Source organism: Porphyrobacter sp. THAI-01a, from assembly GCF_056868655.1.
This window is the reverse complement of the sequence record NZ_CP180579.1, coordinates 1,405,197-1,420,924: the sequence shown is the minus strand read 5'-3', so window position 1 is coordinate 1,420,924 and position 15,728 is coordinate 1,405,197. Positions and strand designations below refer to the sequence as shown.

Annotated in this window: 15 protein-coding genes; 3 read left to right on the top strand and 12 right to left on the bottom strand. The window is 68.6% G+C overall.

Going from position 1 to position 15,728, the window contains the following annotated elements; translation table 11 throughout:
* Window positions 1-88: 88 nt before the first annotated feature.
* From sdhA to sdhC, 3 genes are read right to left on the bottom strand one after another with little or no spacing between them, the layout of a single operon-like run.
* The gene (gene sdhA, locus ACMX37_RS06915; protein WP_483148120.1) at window positions 89-1,957 is read right to left on the bottom strand and encodes a succinate dehydrogenase flavoprotein subunit; all 1,869 of its coding nucleotides are present in this window, start codon (window positions 1,955-1,957) and stop codon (window positions 89-91) included.
* Window positions 1,957-2,343, bottom strand: a complete 387-nt coding sequence (gene sdhD, locus ACMX37_RS06910) for a succinate dehydrogenase, hydrophobic membrane anchor protein (RefSeq protein ID WP_483148119.1) — start codon at window positions 2,341-2,343, stop codon at window positions 1,957-1,959. Before sdhD ends, sdhA begins: the two co-directional genes overlap by 1 nt.
* Before the next feature lie 12 nt (window positions 2,344-2,355).
* Window positions 2,356-2,736 (bottom strand): succinate dehydrogenase, cytochrome b556 subunit, encoded by a 381-nt coding sequence (gene sdhC / locus ACMX37_RS06905; RefSeq protein ID WP_483148118.1) that lies wholly within the window; start codon window positions 2,734-2,736, stop codon window positions 2,356-2,358.
* A 108-nt stretch (window positions 2,737-2,844) separates the two neighbouring features.
* On the opposite strand from sdhC, the gene ACMX37_RS06900 reads away from it, so the two are divergent.
* Window positions 2,845-3,570: an SDR family NAD(P)-dependent oxidoreductase gene (locus ACMX37_RS06900; RefSeq protein WP_483148117.1), complete on the top strand. Its 726-nt coding sequence runs from the start codon at window positions 2,845-2,847 to the stop codon at window positions 3,568-3,570.
* 24 nt (window positions 3,571-3,594) lie between these two features.
* On the opposite strand, the gene ACMX37_RS06895 is transcribed toward ACMX37_RS06900, so the two are convergent.
* Complete coding sequence (locus tag ACMX37_RS06895; RefSeq protein WP_483148116.1) at window positions 3,595-4,416, bottom strand: hypothetical protein; 822 nt, start codon at window positions 4,414-4,416, stop codon at window positions 3,595-3,597.
* A 143-nt stretch (window positions 4,417-4,559) separates the two neighbouring features.
* Here ACMX37_RS06895 and ACMX37_RS06890 point away from each other — a divergent pair, with 143 nt between their 5' ends.
* Window positions 4,560-5,480: a 50S ribosomal protein L11 methyltransferase gene (locus tag ACMX37_RS06890; protein WP_483148115.1), complete on the top strand. Its 921-nt coding sequence runs from the start codon at window positions 4,560-4,562 to the stop codon at window positions 5,478-5,480.
* On the opposite strand, the gene ACMX37_RS06885 is transcribed toward ACMX37_RS06890, so the two are convergent.
* Both ACMX37_RS06885 and ACMX37_RS06880 read right to left on the bottom strand, forming a co-directional pair.
* The gene (locus ACMX37_RS06885; RefSeq protein WP_483148114.1) at window positions 5,473-6,720 is read right to left on the bottom strand and encodes an RNA polymerase sigma factor; all 1,248 of its coding nucleotides are present in this window, start codon (window positions 6,718-6,720) and stop codon (window positions 5,473-5,475) included. The two genes, ACMX37_RS06890 and ACMX37_RS06885, sit on opposite strands and share 8 nt — an antisense overlap.
* A complete protein-coding gene (locus ACMX37_RS06880; protein WP_483148113.1) occupies window positions 6,717-7,070 on the bottom strand; it encodes a YciI family protein in 354 nt (117 codons plus the stop codon). Before ACMX37_RS06880 ends, ACMX37_RS06885 begins: the two co-directional genes overlap by 4 nt.
* Before the next feature lie 209 nt (window positions 7,071-7,279).
* On the opposite strand from ACMX37_RS06880, the gene ACMX37_RS06875 reads away from it, so the two are divergent.
* Window positions 7,280-8,353 carry a phosphoribosyltransferase gene (locus ACMX37_RS06875; protein WP_483148112.1) on the top strand — a complete coding sequence of 358 codons (1,074 nt, stop codon included), beginning with the start codon at window positions 7,280-7,282 and terminating at the stop codon, window positions 8,351-8,353.
* 22 nt (window positions 8,354-8,375) lie between these two features.
* On the opposite strand, the gene ACMX37_RS06870 is transcribed toward ACMX37_RS06875, so the two are convergent.
* From ACMX37_RS06870 to ACMX37_RS06845, 6 genes are all read right to left on the bottom strand, one after another.
* Entirely contained in the window at window positions 8,376-8,870 is a 495-nt protein-coding gene (locus tag ACMX37_RS06870) for a CinA family protein (protein ID WP_483148111.1), read from the bottom strand.
* Window positions 8,870-11,029, bottom strand: a complete 2,160-nt coding sequence (gene ligA / locus ACMX37_RS06865; RefSeq protein ID WP_483148110.1) for an NAD-dependent DNA ligase LigA — start codon at window positions 11,027-11,029, stop codon at window positions 8,870-8,872. The genes ACMX37_RS06870 and ligA overlap by 1 nt, the downstream gene beginning before the upstream one ends.
* Before the next feature lie 8 nt (window positions 11,030-11,037).
* On the bottom strand, window positions 11,038-11,937 hold the full coding sequence (locus ACMX37_RS06860; RefSeq protein WP_483148109.1) for an alpha/beta fold hydrolase: 900 nt from the start codon (window positions 11,935-11,937) through the stop codon (window positions 11,038-11,040).
* Complete coding sequence (gene recN, locus ACMX37_RS06855) at window positions 11,934-13,601, bottom strand: DNA repair protein RecN (RefSeq protein WP_483148108.1); 1,668 nt, start codon at window positions 13,599-13,601, stop codon at window positions 11,934-11,936. The genes ACMX37_RS06860 and recN overlap by 4 nt, the downstream gene beginning before the upstream one ends.
* Before the next feature lie 94 nt (window positions 13,602-13,695).
* Window positions 13,696-14,463: a class I SAM-dependent methyltransferase gene (locus ACMX37_RS06850; RefSeq protein ID WP_483148107.1), complete on the bottom strand. Its 768-nt coding sequence runs from the start codon at window positions 14,461-14,463 to the stop codon at window positions 13,696-13,698.
* A gap of 89 nt (window positions 14,464-14,552) precedes the next feature.
* Window positions 14,553-15,725 carry an aminopeptidase gene (locus ACMX37_RS06845; RefSeq protein WP_483148106.1) on the bottom strand — a complete coding sequence of 391 codons (1,173 nt, stop codon included), beginning with the start codon at window positions 15,723-15,725 and terminating at the stop codon, window positions 14,553-14,555.
* Between the last annotated feature and the right edge of the window lie 3 nt (window positions 15,726-15,728).

The window sequence follows — 15,728 nt, the reverse complement described above, 5'->3', positions numbered from 1 at the left end:
AAGCGGGCATCGCGCCGCGCCCGCCAAAAGGAAAGGCCCGGTCCCTCACGGAACCGGGCCTTCTTTTGTGTCTGGGCCAAGCGCCCGATCAGTACACCCGCGCCTTGGGCTCGATGTACTTGATGTCGTCGGTCAGCGTGTATTCGTGGACCGGGCGGTAATCGATGCGGATGTTCGAGCCGCGCCCACCCCAGCCGTCGAACCAGGCGATGGTGTGCTTCATCCATTCCTTGTCGTTGCGCTCGGGGTAGTCCTCGTGCGCGTGGGCGCCGCGGCTTTCCTTGCGGTTGGCGGCCGACGCCATGGTGACGTTGGCCTGCGCCATGAGGTTGTCGAGCTCCAGCGTCTCGATCAGGTCGCTGTTCCAGATCAGCGACTTGTCGGTGACGTGGATGTCCTCCATCCGCTTGTTCTGCTCGGCGAGCTTGGCCACGCCCTCGTCCATCAGCTTCTGGTCGCGGAACACGGCGCAGTGCTTCTGCATCGCCTTCTGCATCTCCGCCCGGATCTGCGCGGTCGGCGAGCCGCCGCTGGCGTAGCGGAAGTGGTCAAGCCGGGTCAGGGCAAAGTCCGCGCTGTCCGCCGGAAGCTCGGGCTGCTTCGCGCCGGGCTTCAGGTTGTCGCGCAGGTGATGGCCGGTCGCGCGGCCGAACACCACGAGGTCGATCAGCGAGTTGGAGCCGAGGCGGTTCGCCCCGTGCACCGACACGCAGGCCGCCTCGCCCACGGCATAGAGACCCGGGATGACCTGATCGGGGTTGCCGTCCGGCCCCAGCGTCACGACCTGCCCGTGATAGTTACAGGGGATGCCGCCCATGTTGTAATGCACCGTCGGGGTGACGGGCAGCGGCTGGCGGGTGAGATCGACGCCGGCGAAGATCTTGCCGCTCTCGGTGATGCCCGGCAGGCGCTCGGCGAGCACCTTGGGATCGATGTGGTCGAGGTGGAGGTAGATGTGATCGCCCTCCGGCCCGACACCGCGGCCCTCGCGCATCTCGAGCGCCATCGACCGCGACACGACGTCGCGGCTGGCCAAGTCCTTCGCCGACGGGGCGTAACGCTCCATGAAGCGCTCGCCTTCCGAGTTGGTGAGGTAGCCGCCCTCGCCGCGCGCGCCTTCGGTGATGAGAACGCCCGCGCCGTAGATGCCGGTCGGGTGGAACTGCACGAACTCCATGTCCTGCAGCGGCAGCCCCGCGCGCAGCACCATCCCGCCCCCGTCGCCGGTGCAGGTGTGGGCCGAGGTCGCGGTGTAGTAGCAACGCCCGTAGCCGCCCGTCGCCAGAACGACCGACTGGGCGCGGAAGCGGTGGATCTTCCCGTCGTCGAGGCACATCGCCATCACGCCGACGCACTGCTTCACCCCGTCGCGCTCGGACATGATGAGGTCCAATGCGAAGTACTCGATGAAGAAGTCCGCGTCGTACTTCAGGCTCTGCTGGTAGAGCGCGTGGAGCATGGCGTGGCCGGTGCGGTCGGCGGCGGCGCAGGTGCGCTGCACCGGCGGGCCGGCGCCCATGTTCTGCATGTGCCCACCAAAAGGCCGCTGGTAGATCGTGCCGTCGGCATTGCGGCTGAAGGGCACGCCGGCGTGCTCCAGCTCATAGACCGCCGCCGGGGCCTCGCGCGCGAGATATTCGATCGCGTCCTGGTCGCCCAGCCAGTCCGACCCCTTGACGGTGTCGTACATGTGCCAGGTCCAGTGGTCGGGCGAATTGTTGCCGAGCGAGGCGGCGATCCCGCCCTGCGCCGCGACGGTGTGCGAGCGGGTCGGGAAGACCTTGGAGATGTTGGCGGTGCGAAGGCCCGCTTCCGCGGCGCCCATCGTCGCGCGCAGGCCCGATCCGCCAGCACCGACCACGACGACGTCATAGGTGTGGTCGACGATGGTGTAGGCGCCCTTCAGGTGGGCGCCGCCGACGTCGTTGGCGGTTCCGTATGCTGCCGACGTTGCCATCAGGCGTTACCTCCGAATGCGAGCGCGGCGACGCTGAAAATCCCGAAGGCGCCGCCGCCGATGGTTGCAAGATTGAGCGCGGCGATCGCGCCGAACTTGGTGCCGGCTTCGTGGACATAGTCCTCGATCAGCACCTGCAGCCCGAGCCGCGCGTGCCAGAACAGGCTGATGACCAGCAGGATCATCGCCGTCGCCGACAGCGGATGGCTGAGCCACTTGACCACGTTGGCATGGCCGAAATCGCCGAGCATGACGAGGCTGACCAGCAGCCAGCTCATCAGCACCACGTTGCCGATCGCGGTGAAGCGCTGGAGCAGCCAGTGGTGCGGGCCCTCATGCGCGGCACCGAGCCCGCGCACGCGTCCGATGGAAGTTCCGTTACCCATTTTCCGTCCCCCTCAGCGCGTCAGGATCAGGGCCCAGAAGGCCGCGGTCAGGACGATGGCGATGATCGGCGAGGCCACCGACCACAGGCGGTTGGTGTCGAGCTCGTAGCCCGCACCGATATCGAGCACGAAGTGGCGAAGGCCGCTCATGAGGTGGGTGAAGAAGGCCCACGACAGGCCCACCAGCACCACCATCCCCAGCGGCGATCCCATCACGGACTGGAAGCTGGCATAGGCTTCCGGCCCGCTCGCCAGTGCGCCCAGCCACCAGACCAGCACGGCCAGACCCACCAGAGCCATGCCGTCGCCGGTCGCGCGGTGGAGGATCGATACGAGCATGTGCGGCCCCCAGCGCCAGATCTGGAGATGGGGAGAAAGCGGTCTTTGGTTCATGGTGATCCCGTCTGGTCCCTGTTTTGTGCCCCTCACTTAGCGCCGCTGGCGCATGAGGCAAGCGGCGAGCAGTGGACATGGCTTGCAAAGTTTCGGATAGGCGATTGCATGGGACACATTCTCGTAACCGGATCAAGCCGCGGAATTGGCAGTGCGGCGCTTGCAGCCCTCGCGGCGCGCGGGGCCAAGGTCATCGGCCATGCCTCGCGCGGGGGGCTTGAAGGCCCCGGCGGCGCGCCCGTGATCGCCGCCGATTTCGGCGATCCGCTCTCGGTGCAATCGCTGTGGGATCAGGCGCTCGACATCGCGCAGGGCGAGATCGACGTGGTGGTGAACAATGCCGGGCGGTTTGAGGCGAACCGGCTCGACCGGTCGGACATCGAATGGCTCGATGCCTGGGAAGACACCATGCGGGTGAACCTCACCAGCGCCGCCCAGCTCTCACGTTTCGCCGTGCTGCACTGGCAGGAGCGCGGCTTTGCGGGGCGACTGGTGCATGTGGCGAGCCGCGCGGCCTATCGCGGGGACAGCCCGGCGCACTGGCATTACGCGGCGGCCAAAAGCGGCATGATCGGGGTGCACAAGACGATTGCCCGCGCCTATGCGAAGGACGGCATCCTGAGCTTTGCCGTGACCCCCGGCTTCACCGACACGAGCATGGCGGGCGACTACCTCGCCAGCCGCGGGGGGCCGGGGCTGCTCGCCGACATCCCGCTCGGCCGGGTGGCGACGCCCGAGGAAATCGCCGCCATCATCGCCTTCTGCGCGCTCGATGCGCCGCCAAGCATGACCGGCGCGGTGATCGACGCCAACGGAGCGAGCTTTGTCCGCTGACGCAGCTACGATTGCATACTAGTATCACACAATCTGCTTCATCTTCTCCACGGCATTACGGAACCGTTGAGGGTCCTCAGTAGATGTCCCAGCGGCGCCAGCGACAGCCTCGTTATACAGCAATGCAATTCCCGGAAGGATTGCAAGAAGCTCGCCAAATATTGTTGCCCTTGCCTGACTATAGACACAGCTCTCTTCAGAGTAATCTCGTAATTCATCATGGAATTCGGCGAGCTGCGAAAATATGGCCGCAGCATCCTTGAGATGTCTGCCCAACTCATCCATATCATTCATGTTTTTCGCAACCGTCTCAAAATTGGCCGAAAGCAAGCCGATACTTTTTCTGACGGATTCAGAGGAGGAATGAATTTTCTTTTCAGTTTCCTCGATTCTAGAAATGTTATCCTGATTCAACAAATTTATCGCTGAGTGCAGAGCTTCTACGGTATTAGATACAGTTGCAGCGCGCTGCATGTTCTTCTGTATCTCTATTCCTTGTATCATGGCTTCATAGACACCCCGCTGGATATCAAGGTTTTCACTCATAACATCGACAGCATCTCGTTGCGTTTCGAGATTCGCCGACATTGTTTCATGCATTTTCCTCTGGATCTCCATGTTTTCTTTGATGTTTTCGATCTCATCGCGATGTCTCTTTTCTTGCTCCTGTGCATCCTCGTGTTGCCGGAGCAAAGTTACCAAGACGGCGGCGAAGGCGAGAGCCGAAAACAGGGTGCCAAGCGCCGTGTAGCCCTGGTCCTTGTACGGAAAACCGGTAAAAAATGGGACCAGCCAGACGGTAATGCACAACAAGATTGCCAGCACAAGGATCGTGAAGTGACGCATTGCTTTGCCCCATATAGCGCAGAAAAAAGGATGATTAACTCCATTTTGCTTAGGAATTTAGCTCGAATTTTGGTTCAGACAAGTCGACAGATTGGGGTCATGAGAACAGTGACCGAGACGAAAATGCTTGAGGACGCCTGATCGTGGACACAACGTGGAAACTCTCGCTCTTCGCTCCCAAGCCCGTCGTGCAGGCAGCACTGCTCGCGCATGACCTTATCGAGGACTGGGACTTCGAGCTCGTCATCGCGGGCCGCGAAGTCGCCGAGGACCGGCCCGAGGACTGGGTGCTCGAAGGCTGGTATCCGAGGAAGCCCGGCAAGGCGGAGAAAGCGGCGCTCGCAGGCCTGTTCGAGGGGACGGCACCGAAGATCACCGCCGAGGAGCTCCCGCCCGCCGACTGGGTGACGCTGAGCCAGCACAACGCGCCGCCGATCCGCGCCGGGCGCTTCCATGTCCACACGCCCGACTATCCCGCCGATCCCGACCTTATCGACTTCACCATCCCCGCCTCGCAGGCCTTCGGCACCGGCCAGCACAAGACCACCGCCGGCTGCCTCGAGATGCTGGGGCACATGAAGGCGAGCGGCGTGGTGGCGCGCAACATCGCCGACATCGGCACCGGCACCGGCCTCCTCGGCTTTGCCGCCCTCGCCCTGTGGCCGCGCGCGCTGTGCACCCTCACCGACATCGACCCGGTGTGCACCGGCGTGGTCGAGGAGAACGCCCGCCTCAACGCCGTAGCCATGGGCCCCGGCCCGGGCGCGGCGGTGATGATCGTCGCCGACGGGATGGACGACCCGCTGCTGCGCTTGCGCGGGCCCTATGACCTGCTGATCGCCAACATCCTCGCAGGGCCGCTCGTAAGCCTCGCCCCCGACTTCGCCAGGGCCGTGCCGCCCGGCGGGAACCTGCTGCTCGCGGGCCTGCTGGCGGGCGAGCAGGAGGCGGCGGTCAAGCGCGCGATGCATCTGGCCGGCTTCCGCATGGCCGCCCGCCTCCAGCGCGGCGACTGGGCGATCCTGTGGCTGCGCCGCCGGTCGATGCGCGCGCGCGTCACGTAAGCCCGGCGCGCCATTTCTCCAGCCACAGCCGCTCGGCCCGCGGCGGATCGAGCGCCAGCGCGGCATCGAGCGCGACGACGGCCTCCCCTGCCCGACCCGCCTTCGCCAGCAGATCGGCGCGCGCGACATGGAACGGCCGCGCCAGCGCCAGCCGGTCGGCGGGGAGCGCCGCGAGCGCGGCCAACCCCGACTCGGCCCCCTCGACCTGGGCCAGCGCCAGCGCCCGGTTCACCGCCACCATCGGCGAGGGGCGCAGCACGACCAGCACATCGTAAAGCCGCAGCACAGCGTGCCAGTCCACCACCCCGTCGAAGGCGCGGCGGGTATGGGTCAGCTGGATCGCGGCCATCACCTGATAGGGCCCGGACCGGCCCAGCCGCCCGGCCCGCACCATGAAGGTCTGCGCCAGTTCGATCCGGGAGCGGTTCCAGCGGTCCGTGTCCTGCTGCGAGAGCGGGACCATCGCCCCCTCCCCGTCCAGCCGCGCCCCCTTGCGCGAGCGCGCCAGCATCACCAGCGCGGCAAGGCCCAGCGCCTCGGGCTCCTGCGGCAGGAGTTCGGCGACGAGCAGGGCCAGCCGTTCGACCTCCCCGCCCAGATCCGCATCCATGTCCTCCGGCAGCGCCGCCGACAGCTCGCCGCCTGCGTCAGAATAGGCGGCCGTGAAGGCCAGTTCGAGCGCCAGCAGCACCGCCTCGAGCCGCTCGGGCCACTGCTGGCGGGGCGGAAGCTCGAAGGCGATCCCCGCCTCGCGCACCTTGGCCTTGGCGCGGGTGATGCGCTGGAACATGGCAGGTTCGCTCACCACGAAGAGCCGCGCGATCGCGGCGACCGGCAACCCGCAGATCACCTTCAGCGCCAGCGCGGCGCGCACCTCCGCCCCGAGCGCAGGGTGACAGCAGATGAACAGCAGTCGCAGCCGCTCGTCGGGGATCGCTTCTGGAAGCGGGATGACATTGGTCATGTCGGCAACCTCCGCCGCGGCCTCGGCCGTCCGCGCCTCGGAGCGGGCCTTGCGCATCCCATCGAGCGCGCGGCGGCGGGCGGCCACGAACAGCCATGCGGCGAAATCGCGCGGAGGCTCGGCCAGCGCGAGGCAGCGCGCCGCGCTATCTGCAAAGGCCTCCTCCGCCGCATCGAGATCGCGAAAGCGCGCGGCGAGCGCGGCCACCACCCGGGGCCGCGCCGCCATGATCGCCAGCGCCGTCTCGCGCGCGGCGGCGGAGGCCGGCGACGTCATCCCTCCATCGGCCAGACGGGGCGAACCTCGATCGCGCCCTTGGGCACCGGAATGCGCTTCGCCCATTCGAGCGCCTCGTCGAGCCCCGCGACATCGATGACGTAGAAACCGCCCAGTTCCTCGTGGGTCTCGGCGAAGGGACCGTCGTGGATCGTCGTCGTGCCATTGTCGAAGCGGATGGTGGTGGCTGTCGCGGCGGGCTTGAGCCGCTCGCCCGAGAACCATACGTTCGCGGCGGCAAGGTCCTCGGCGAGCTTCATGTGCCCGGCGATCACCTGCTCCATCAGCTTCGCGCCATCGGGGCCGGCATAGGCGCTCTCGTCCTCGTTGATCATCAGCATGAATTGCATGGGTGCATCTCCGTCATTGGCCCTGCCGGAATGGCAAGGCTCCGACAGGAAGACGCGCTTGCCAAGCCGGATTCGACAGGCCCTCCGCAAAAATGCGCCGCGACCCGCGCCTAACCCACGTTAATGCGGGAACGCCGCAAGCCATCACTTCATCGCACGTCGAAACGGCGGGGGGATGCGACAAGATGCGATACCGCAGCATAGCGGACATGACCGACCTGATCAGGCGCAGCCTGCATCTGGTCCCGAGCGATGTGGATCTGATCGTCGGCGTGCCGCGCAGCGGAATCCTGCCGGCGATCACCCTCGCGCTGCTGCTCAACCTGCGCTTTGCCGATTTCGACAGCCTGTGCGAGGGGCGCCTGCCGGGCGCGGGATCGACCAAGCCGGGTACGCGGCTGATCGCCAAGCTTTCCGAAGCGCGCCACGTGCTGGTGGTCGATGACAGCCTCAACCGCGGCTACGCGATGCGCGAGGTGCGCGAGAAGCTGGCGCGTGCAGGGGTCACCGCGCAGGTCTCGCTGGCCGCGATCTACGTGGTGCCCGACGGGGTCGAGGAGGTCGACATCGCCTTCGAGGTCCTGCCGCTGCCGCGCATCTTCGAATGGAACTTCTTCCACCACACCTACCTCTCGCGCGCCTGCATCAGCGTCGAGGGGGTGCTCTGCCCCGCCCCGTCCGAGACCGAGCGGCAGAGCGCGACGGACTATGCCGCCTTTCTGGAAAACGCGCCCGCGCTGTGCTGCCCGACCCAGACGGCCGCCTGCCTGCTGTCCACCCAGCCGGAATCATGCCGCCCCGCGCTCGAGGCCTGGCTCGCCCGCCACGGCATCGGCTGCGAACGGCTGGTGATGCTCGATTGCGCCGGCCAGCCAGCCGCCGCCGAGATCAAGGGCCGCTTCTACCGCGAGGCGCGCGAGATGCTGCTGGTCGAGGAAGAACCCGCGCAAAGCGCCGCGATAGCGCAGATCGCGGGCAAGCCGGTGTTCTGCACGGACCTTCAGGAGATGGTGAGCCCGGGCGCATGGACCGGCACCGCCACGCTCCAGCGGCTGCGGGGGATGCGCCGTCTCGCCGCGATGAGCGATTCGCCGCTGCTGAGCCGGCATGCCCTGAAGCGCAGGCTGCGCCGGCTGCTCCCGCAATGGGCCTATCGCGCGATGACCCGGATGGTCGCGCTGATGAAGGGCAGCGACGGCGCCGGGGCCGGGGAACGGCCAGCCGCGCCCGATCAGGTCGCGCCGCCGCAGAAGCAGGCCGCCAGCCCCCATCCCGCGGACTGATCGCGGCAAGGCCCGCCCGCACCTAGCCCGCCAGCACGTCCTCGAGCAGCGCGAGCGCGTTGCGGGTGAAGGCGGCCATGTTGGCGATCCGGTCGTCGGAGGCGGTCTCTAGCAGGCGGGTATGCTCCCCGCCCGGCCCTGCCAGCGCCGCGACACTGCGGCCCGCAGGCGCGCCGCTCGGGTGGCTGGAGCCGCCGACCGACCCGCTCTCCGCCAGCCCCCACTCGGCGCCGAAGTTCTCGCGGATCGCGCGGGCTTGCAGCAGCGCATAGTCCTCGCTCGCCCCGCGCATCCCCTTGTAGGCCTCGCGCGGGAGGGCGAACAGGACGTCGCGGGCGCGGAAGGAATAGACCACCCCGCCGCCCACGAAGAATTCGAGCGCGCCGGGCACGGTCAGCAGGCTGGCTGCGATAAGGCCGCCGGTCGCCCCGTCTGCCACGGCGACCTTCTCGCCCCGGTCGCGCAACAGAGCGGCGATGCGCAAGGCCTGTGGGTGGAGTTCATGCAGCAGGTCCATCAGCCGCCGCCTCCCAGCGCCTCCGCGACGATCGCCGCCCAGCCTGCCTCGTCGGTGGTCTCGATGCCGAGTTCGGCCGCCTTCTTGAGCTTGGACCCTGCCCCCGGCCCCGCCACAAGCAGGTCCGTCTTGGCGCTGACGCTGCCGGCCGCCTTCGCGCCGAGGCGCTCGGCCTGGGCCTTGGCCTCGTCGCGGCTCATCGTCTCGAGCTTGCCGGTGAACACCACGGTCTTGCCCGCCACCCGCGAGGCGACGGTCCTGACCTCGTAGCGCGGCGGGGTGACCTCGGCGAGGAGGTCTTCCCACACCGCGACATTGTGCGGCTCGTGGAAGAAATCGCCCAGCGCCTCGACCACCGAGGGGCCGATGCCGTCGATGGCGGTGAGTTCGGCGCGGGCCTGCGCCGCGATGTCTCCGTTCGTGTCGAGCGCAGTCGAGACACTGTGCATCTGCCTCTCGACTTCGCTCGAGGCGAACGGGAGACGATCCGCGTTGGCGAGCGTCGCCATCGCGCGCAGCGCCGGAAGCTCGTGGACATGCTTCATCAGGTCGCGCGCGGTCACCTCGCCGACATGGCGGATTCCGAGCGCGAAGAGCAGCCGCGCGGCGTCGGGCGCACGCTTGGCCTCGATCGCGGCGAGGAGGTTGTCGACCGACTTTTCCTGCCAGCCCTCCAGCGCGAGAATGTCGGCGCGGCGCCTTCTCAGGCGGTAGATGTCGGCGGGGCTTTCGAGCCAGCCGAGCGCGAAGAACTGGGCGATGGTCTTCTCCCCCAGCCCCTCGATGTCCAGGGCCTTGCGGCTGACGAAATGTTCGAGCCGCTGGGTGCGCTGCGCCGGGCAGATCAGGCCCGCGGTACAGCGCACGTCGACCTCGCCTTCCTCGGCGACGGCCTCGCTGCCGCAATCGGGGCAGTGGTCGGGGAAGGCGAAGGCGGGACGATCTTCCTCGCGGGTGAGGTTTTCGACCACCTGCGGGATGACGTCGCCGGCGCGCTGGATCACCACGCGGTCGCCGACGCGAAGCCCGAGCCGCGCGATCTCGTCGCGGTTGTGGAGCGTGACATTGGTGACCGTCACCCCGCCGACCAGCACCGGCGCAAGGCGGCCCACGGGGGTGAGCTTGCCGGTGCGCCCGACCTGGATGTCGATGCCCTGCACGATGGTTTCGGCGCGCTCGGCCGGGAACTTGTGCGCCAGCGCCCAGCGTGGGGCCTTGGCGACGAAGCCGAGGCGCTCCTGCCAGTCGAGCCGGTCGAGCTTGTAGACGACCCCGTCGATGTCATAGGCAAGGCCGGGGCGCGCGGCGCCGATGGCATCGAAATGGGCGATAAGCGCGTTGGCATCGCCCTCGATGCGGGTGAACAGCGGGGAGACCGGGAAGCCCCACTCCCGCAGCTTTGCCACCACGTCGCTCTGGGTTGCCCCCGGCACCTCGGATGCCGCACCCCAGCCATGCGCCCAGAAGCGCAAGGGGCGCTTCGCGGTGACGCCGGCATCCTTCTGGCGGAGGCTTCCGGCGGCGGCATTGCGGGGGTTGGCGAAGATCTTCCCCCCTGCCTCATGCTGCGCAGCATTGAGTGCGGTAAAAGCCTGTTTTTCCATATAGACTTCCCCGCGCACCTCGAAGATGGCGGGGACCCCCGCGGGGAGCTGCTGCGGGATATCGGGGATGTGCGCGACATTGGCCGTCACGTCCTCGCCCACCTGCCCGTCACCGCGCGTCGCGGCGCGCACCAGCCTGCCGCTCTCGTAGCGCAGCGAGCAGGACAGCCCGTCGATCTTGTCCTCGGCCGTGCAGGCCAGCGGCTCGTCGTCCGGCAGGTTAAGGAACCGCCGCATCCGCGCCAGCCACTCGGCGACCTCCTCGGGGGAGAAGGCGTTGTCGAGGCTCATCATGCGAACCTCGTGGGTGACCTTGCCGAGCGGCGAGGCGGCGATGGCGTGGCCGACCTTCCGCGAGGGGCTGTCGTCGCGCACCAGATGCGGGAAGGCCGCCTCGATCTCGGCATTGCGCCGCACCAGCGCGTCATATTCCGCGTCGCTGATCTCGGGCGAATCCTCGGCGTGATAGAGCCGGTCGTGCCGCGCGATGGCGCGCGCGAGGCGCATCAGTTCATTGGCGGCTTCTGCTTCCGAGAGGGTCTGAACGTCGGTCATGGGGTGGGTTACCGGCCCTTCAGCACCGCCAGCATGGCAGGCTCGTTCGCGTCATGGACGGGGTTGCCGGGCGTGATGATCGCGAAGTGGCTTTGCCCGATGTTCTCGCGGACGGTCACCTCGGCCCCGCCCGCACCGAGCGCCGAGAGCGTGGCGGCGGAGGGAGCGGGGAGCCTCGCCTGCACGAAGAGGATCTGCGCGAGCTGCGGTGCATGGGCTGCGGGAGATATCGCGCCGTAACGTGAAGGGTTCGCAGCCGGCGCCGCGCCCATGAAGGGCTCCACGGCCGAGAACTGGCACAACGCGTCGAAGGCGGGCTGCCCGGCGCCGACATCCCCCGGCCCGTCGAGCACGATCGCCGCGCGCGCCTTGAGGGCGGCGCGCTTGCCGACCGGGCCGCCCGCGCCGCTCGCGCGCGCCAGCCACACCGCCGGCAATCCGCCCGCCGAATGGCCGACCAGCGTGACGCGGGCGCTGTCGATGGGGTATTTCGCTGCCACCTCGTCGATCAACCGCGTCGAAGCGGCCCAGTCGGCGAAGGACCCCGGCCATCCGCCCCCGTCGCCCACCTCGCGGTAATCGACATTGAGCGTGGCGATGCCCTCCTGCTGCCAGCGGGTCGCCAGCGGGGCCATGTAGGCCTGCGAGGCGATGCCGGTTTTCCAGCACCCCCCATGATAGATCACCGCCAGCGGAAACGGGCCGTCCCCTTGCGGCAGCCGCAGTTCGGCGAACCCGCGCGGGTGATCGGCATAACGCAAGATCCCGTCCGGAGCGGAGGCGGCGAGATTGGCGTCGGTGCCGTAGGTCGAATGGTTGGGCTTCACGCTCGTCGATGCCTCCTCGGACGCGGAGATGGCCGGCGCGCAGGCGGCGGCGGCGAGCAGCAGGGGCAGGAGATGCCTCACACCCCCTCCAGCAGCCGGTCGGCTTGTGCGCGTGCCTCGGGCGTCACCTCGGCGCCGGAGAGCATCCGCGCGATCTCCTCCTGACGGCCCGCATGGTCGAGCAGCACCACGCTGGTCCGCGTCACCGTGCCGCTCGAGGCCTTGGCGATGAAATAGTGCCGCTGCCCGCGCGCCGCGACTTGGGGCGAGTGGGTGACCGCCAGCAATTGTCCCTCGTCCGCCGCCAGCCGGGCGAGGCGCTCGCCGATCGCCGAAGCGACCGCCCCGCCCACGCCGCGGTCGATCTCGTCGAAGATGATCGTCGCCGCCCCGCCCTTCTCCGCCAGCGCGACCTTCAGTGCGAGAATGAAGCGCGACAGCTCCCCGCCCGAAGCGATCTTGGCGAGGGGGGCGAAGTCCGCGCCCGGATTGGTCGAGATCAGGAACTCCACCGCGTCCATGCCCTGGGCGCCCCAGCGGTCCTCGGGCAGAGGGGTGACGGCGGTGCGGAACTTCGCGGCATCGAGCTTGAGCGGCGCAAGCTCCGCCGCCACCGCCGCATCGAGCCGCCCGGCCCCCGCCAAACGCGCCGCGCGCGCGGCCTCGGCGGCGGCGACATAGGCGACGCGGGCTTCCTTCGCCGCCGCTTCCAGCGCATCGAGCTGCGCCTCCCCGCCCTCAATCGCGTCGAGGCGAGCGCGCATCGTCCGCATCAGCTCGGGCAGATCGTCGACATCGCAGCGGTGCTTGCGCGCCGCGGCGCGAAGCTCGAACAGCCGGGTCTCGGCGCGTTCGAGCTCCATCGGGTCGTGGACCAGCGCCTCGGCGGCCTTCGCCAGCTTGTCCTCCGCCTCGCTCGCCTCGATCACCGCGCGGTCGAGCGCCGCCAGCGCCTCGACCAGCAGGGGATGCTGCTCGGCGATCCGGTCCAATCGCCGCGCCGCGACGCGCAAGGAAGCGAGCGGCGAATCCGATCCCTCCCACAGGTGGCGCAGATCCTCGAGATCGCCCGAGAGCTTCTCGCCCTTCTGCATGTCCGCACGGGCCAGCGCGAGGCGTTCCTCCTCGCCCGCCACCGGCTCGAGCGCGGACAGCTCGGCGAGATGGGCAATCAGCAGGTCCTGATCGGCCTTGGCCTGCTCCACCGCATCGCGCGCTTCGGCGAGCTGTGCCTCGGCGCGCGCCCAGTCGGCATAGGCGCGCTCCAGCCCCGCCACGTCCGTCCCGGCATAGCGGTCGAGCAGCATCCGGTGCCCGCGCGGGTTCACCAACCCTCGATCATCGTGCTGGCCGTGAAGCTCGACCAGCGCGGGCGCGAGTTCGCGCAGCAGGGCGACGCTCGCCGGCTGGTCGTTGATGAAGGCCTTGGAGCCGCCGTCGGCGCGCACCTGCCGCCGGATCATCAGCGGCTCGCCCGGCTCGATGGCGATTTCCGCCTCGCCGAGCGCGGCGGCGATAGCGCGCGGCAGGCTCGCGAATTCGAAGCTGGCGGTGACGGACGCCCGCTCCTCCCCGGCGCGCACCAGCGAGGTTTCCGCGCGGTCGCCCAGCACCAGCCCGAGCGCGTCCAGAAGGATCGACTTGCCCGCCCCCGTCTCCCCCGTCAGCACGCCCAGCCCGCGCGCGAAATCGAGATCGAGCGCTTCGATGAGGACGATGTTGCGGATCGACAGGCGGGTCAGCATGGGCGGGGGAACAGATAGCGCACGGCCTTTCGCGCGTCACCTGCGGATGAAGGGCCAATCCCCAAGCTGCGGCGGGCCGAAACGGGGCGATGGCTCAGGTGCCGGCGGTCCGTCTGCGCGGCGCGATCTTCGCATCGTCCCGGCGCGGCGGACGAAGAAGCCGCGACTTGGAAGCATCGGTCGGGCCGCGCGCGCGCGTGCGGCCGTGCCGGCACGCCACGACATGCCAGCACCGGGCAACATCGCGATAGGGGTCCATCGTCCCCGCCAGCGTCTCCACGGCGACCGCAAGCGCATGCTCCTCCTCGCTCATGGCGACCGGGCCGCGCAGGTGATCGATGAAGATGCCGAGGCCGAACCAGGCCTCGATGTCGCAACCGCGCGCCGCAAGGCCCGCGCAGCACGCCTCGCGCGCGTGGTTGTGGGTCGGCGCCTCGTCCGGCAGGGGCCGGCCCTGCAAGGCGGCGAGAGCCGAGGGCCAGCGCTGCTGCAACCCGGCCCGCATGGCCGAAGCCTGCCCGTTGAGGCTGATGAGAGAAATGGCCCCGCCCGGGCTGCACGCGGCAACGCAGGCATCGAGGATCGGTCCGGGGTCCGGCTGGTACATCAGCACCGAATGGCAGCAGACCAGGTCGAAGCCCGTCAGGCGGCAGGTCGCCGCCTCGCCCTCTATGATGGTCACATGCTGTTCGAGGCCGCGCGCCCGCAAGCTCGTATCGGCTGCGGCGAGCATCGCCGGATCGCTGTCGACCAGCGTCACCGCCATCCCCGCCTGCGCGAGCGCCGCTGCCAGCCGGCCGTCGCCTCCGCCGAGGTCGAGGACCCTGCCCTTTTCGGGGATGACGGGGGCCAGCATCCGCATGACGACAGCGAGCGTGAGGTTTCCCGAGCCCGCAAGGAAAGCCGGCCGCAGCCGTTCCGCATGGGCATGCCAGGCATTGCCGTCCCGCGTCACGCCGGCAAGGGCCCCTCGCGGCCCGGCGGCAGAACGCAGACCCCGCCGCCGCAGCAGTCCGCCTCCTCCTCGATGCGCACTTCGCCGGGGGCGAACACATCCTCGTCGTCGATCCGCAGACCATCGCCGAATTCGTGGCTGCCGCCCTCGTCGGAGAGGTTGGCGAGGTCGCACAGGAGCGTCCCTTCGGCATCGTGAACCAGCCCGTCGCTGGCGATCAGGTCAAGGTGCATCGGGCAGTAGTAATCGACCACCGCGCCATCCTGGTTGTGCTGGCCGAGGCCGAGATGGATGCCGCAGCGCCGCTCGTTGATGTGCGAGTTTGCCGCCAGCGCCTCGCGGATGAAGGGATTGGTGCCGAGGCCCAGTTCGCCGATGCGATCGCCGTTCGGCTCGGCCAGCACCTGCCGCACGAGGGCGCTGACCGTTTCCGAGGCGCAGGTGAAGCGCGTCACGCGGCCATCGAGGATGTCGAGCGTGACCGGATTGGCGCCGAGCCGGGCATCGACGTCCGTGTGGCAGTTCATGTTGTAGGCAAAGTCGGCCACGAACCGGCCCGAGACCGTTTGCGGATATGTCGCGACCTCGCCGGCGGGCAGGATGACCGCCCGTCCGGATCGCGATGCGCCGCGGTTGCTGATCCAGCGGTGCCGCCGCGAATCGAGCCCGATCTCGAGATCCGAGCCGCTCGAGGTGGTGATGCGCAGCCGGTCGTGGGGGATGATCGCGTGCAGCAGCCGCGCGTTGCGGGCCTGGAGTTCGCCGGGGGTTGCGAGCAGCGCGGTCGCGAAGAGTTCGGGGCAGGCGCTGATCATGCGGAACAGCCGGGCACAGGTTCGTCCGGCAGCGGCCAGACGGGCGGCGATCGTTTCGGAATGGGAGAAGGTCTCGCGCTCCATGGTGACGACCACGAGGCCGGGTGCGGGGTCCCCGGCACGCTCAGCGGCAAGCCCGGCGAGCGCGGCATCGAGCCGGCCACCGAGGCCGGGGTCGTGAATGGGATGCATCCAGGTCCGGACATGCCGGGTCCTGCGCAGGTGCAGCTCGACACAGAGCATCACCAGCGCCTCCTGACTTTCGGACGAATAGACGATGAGAACTTCCTCGTCGGGCCGCAAGCCCACGTAATCATCGAGAAAGCGGCGCACCCCGTCAGCTGGAGACAGCATCCC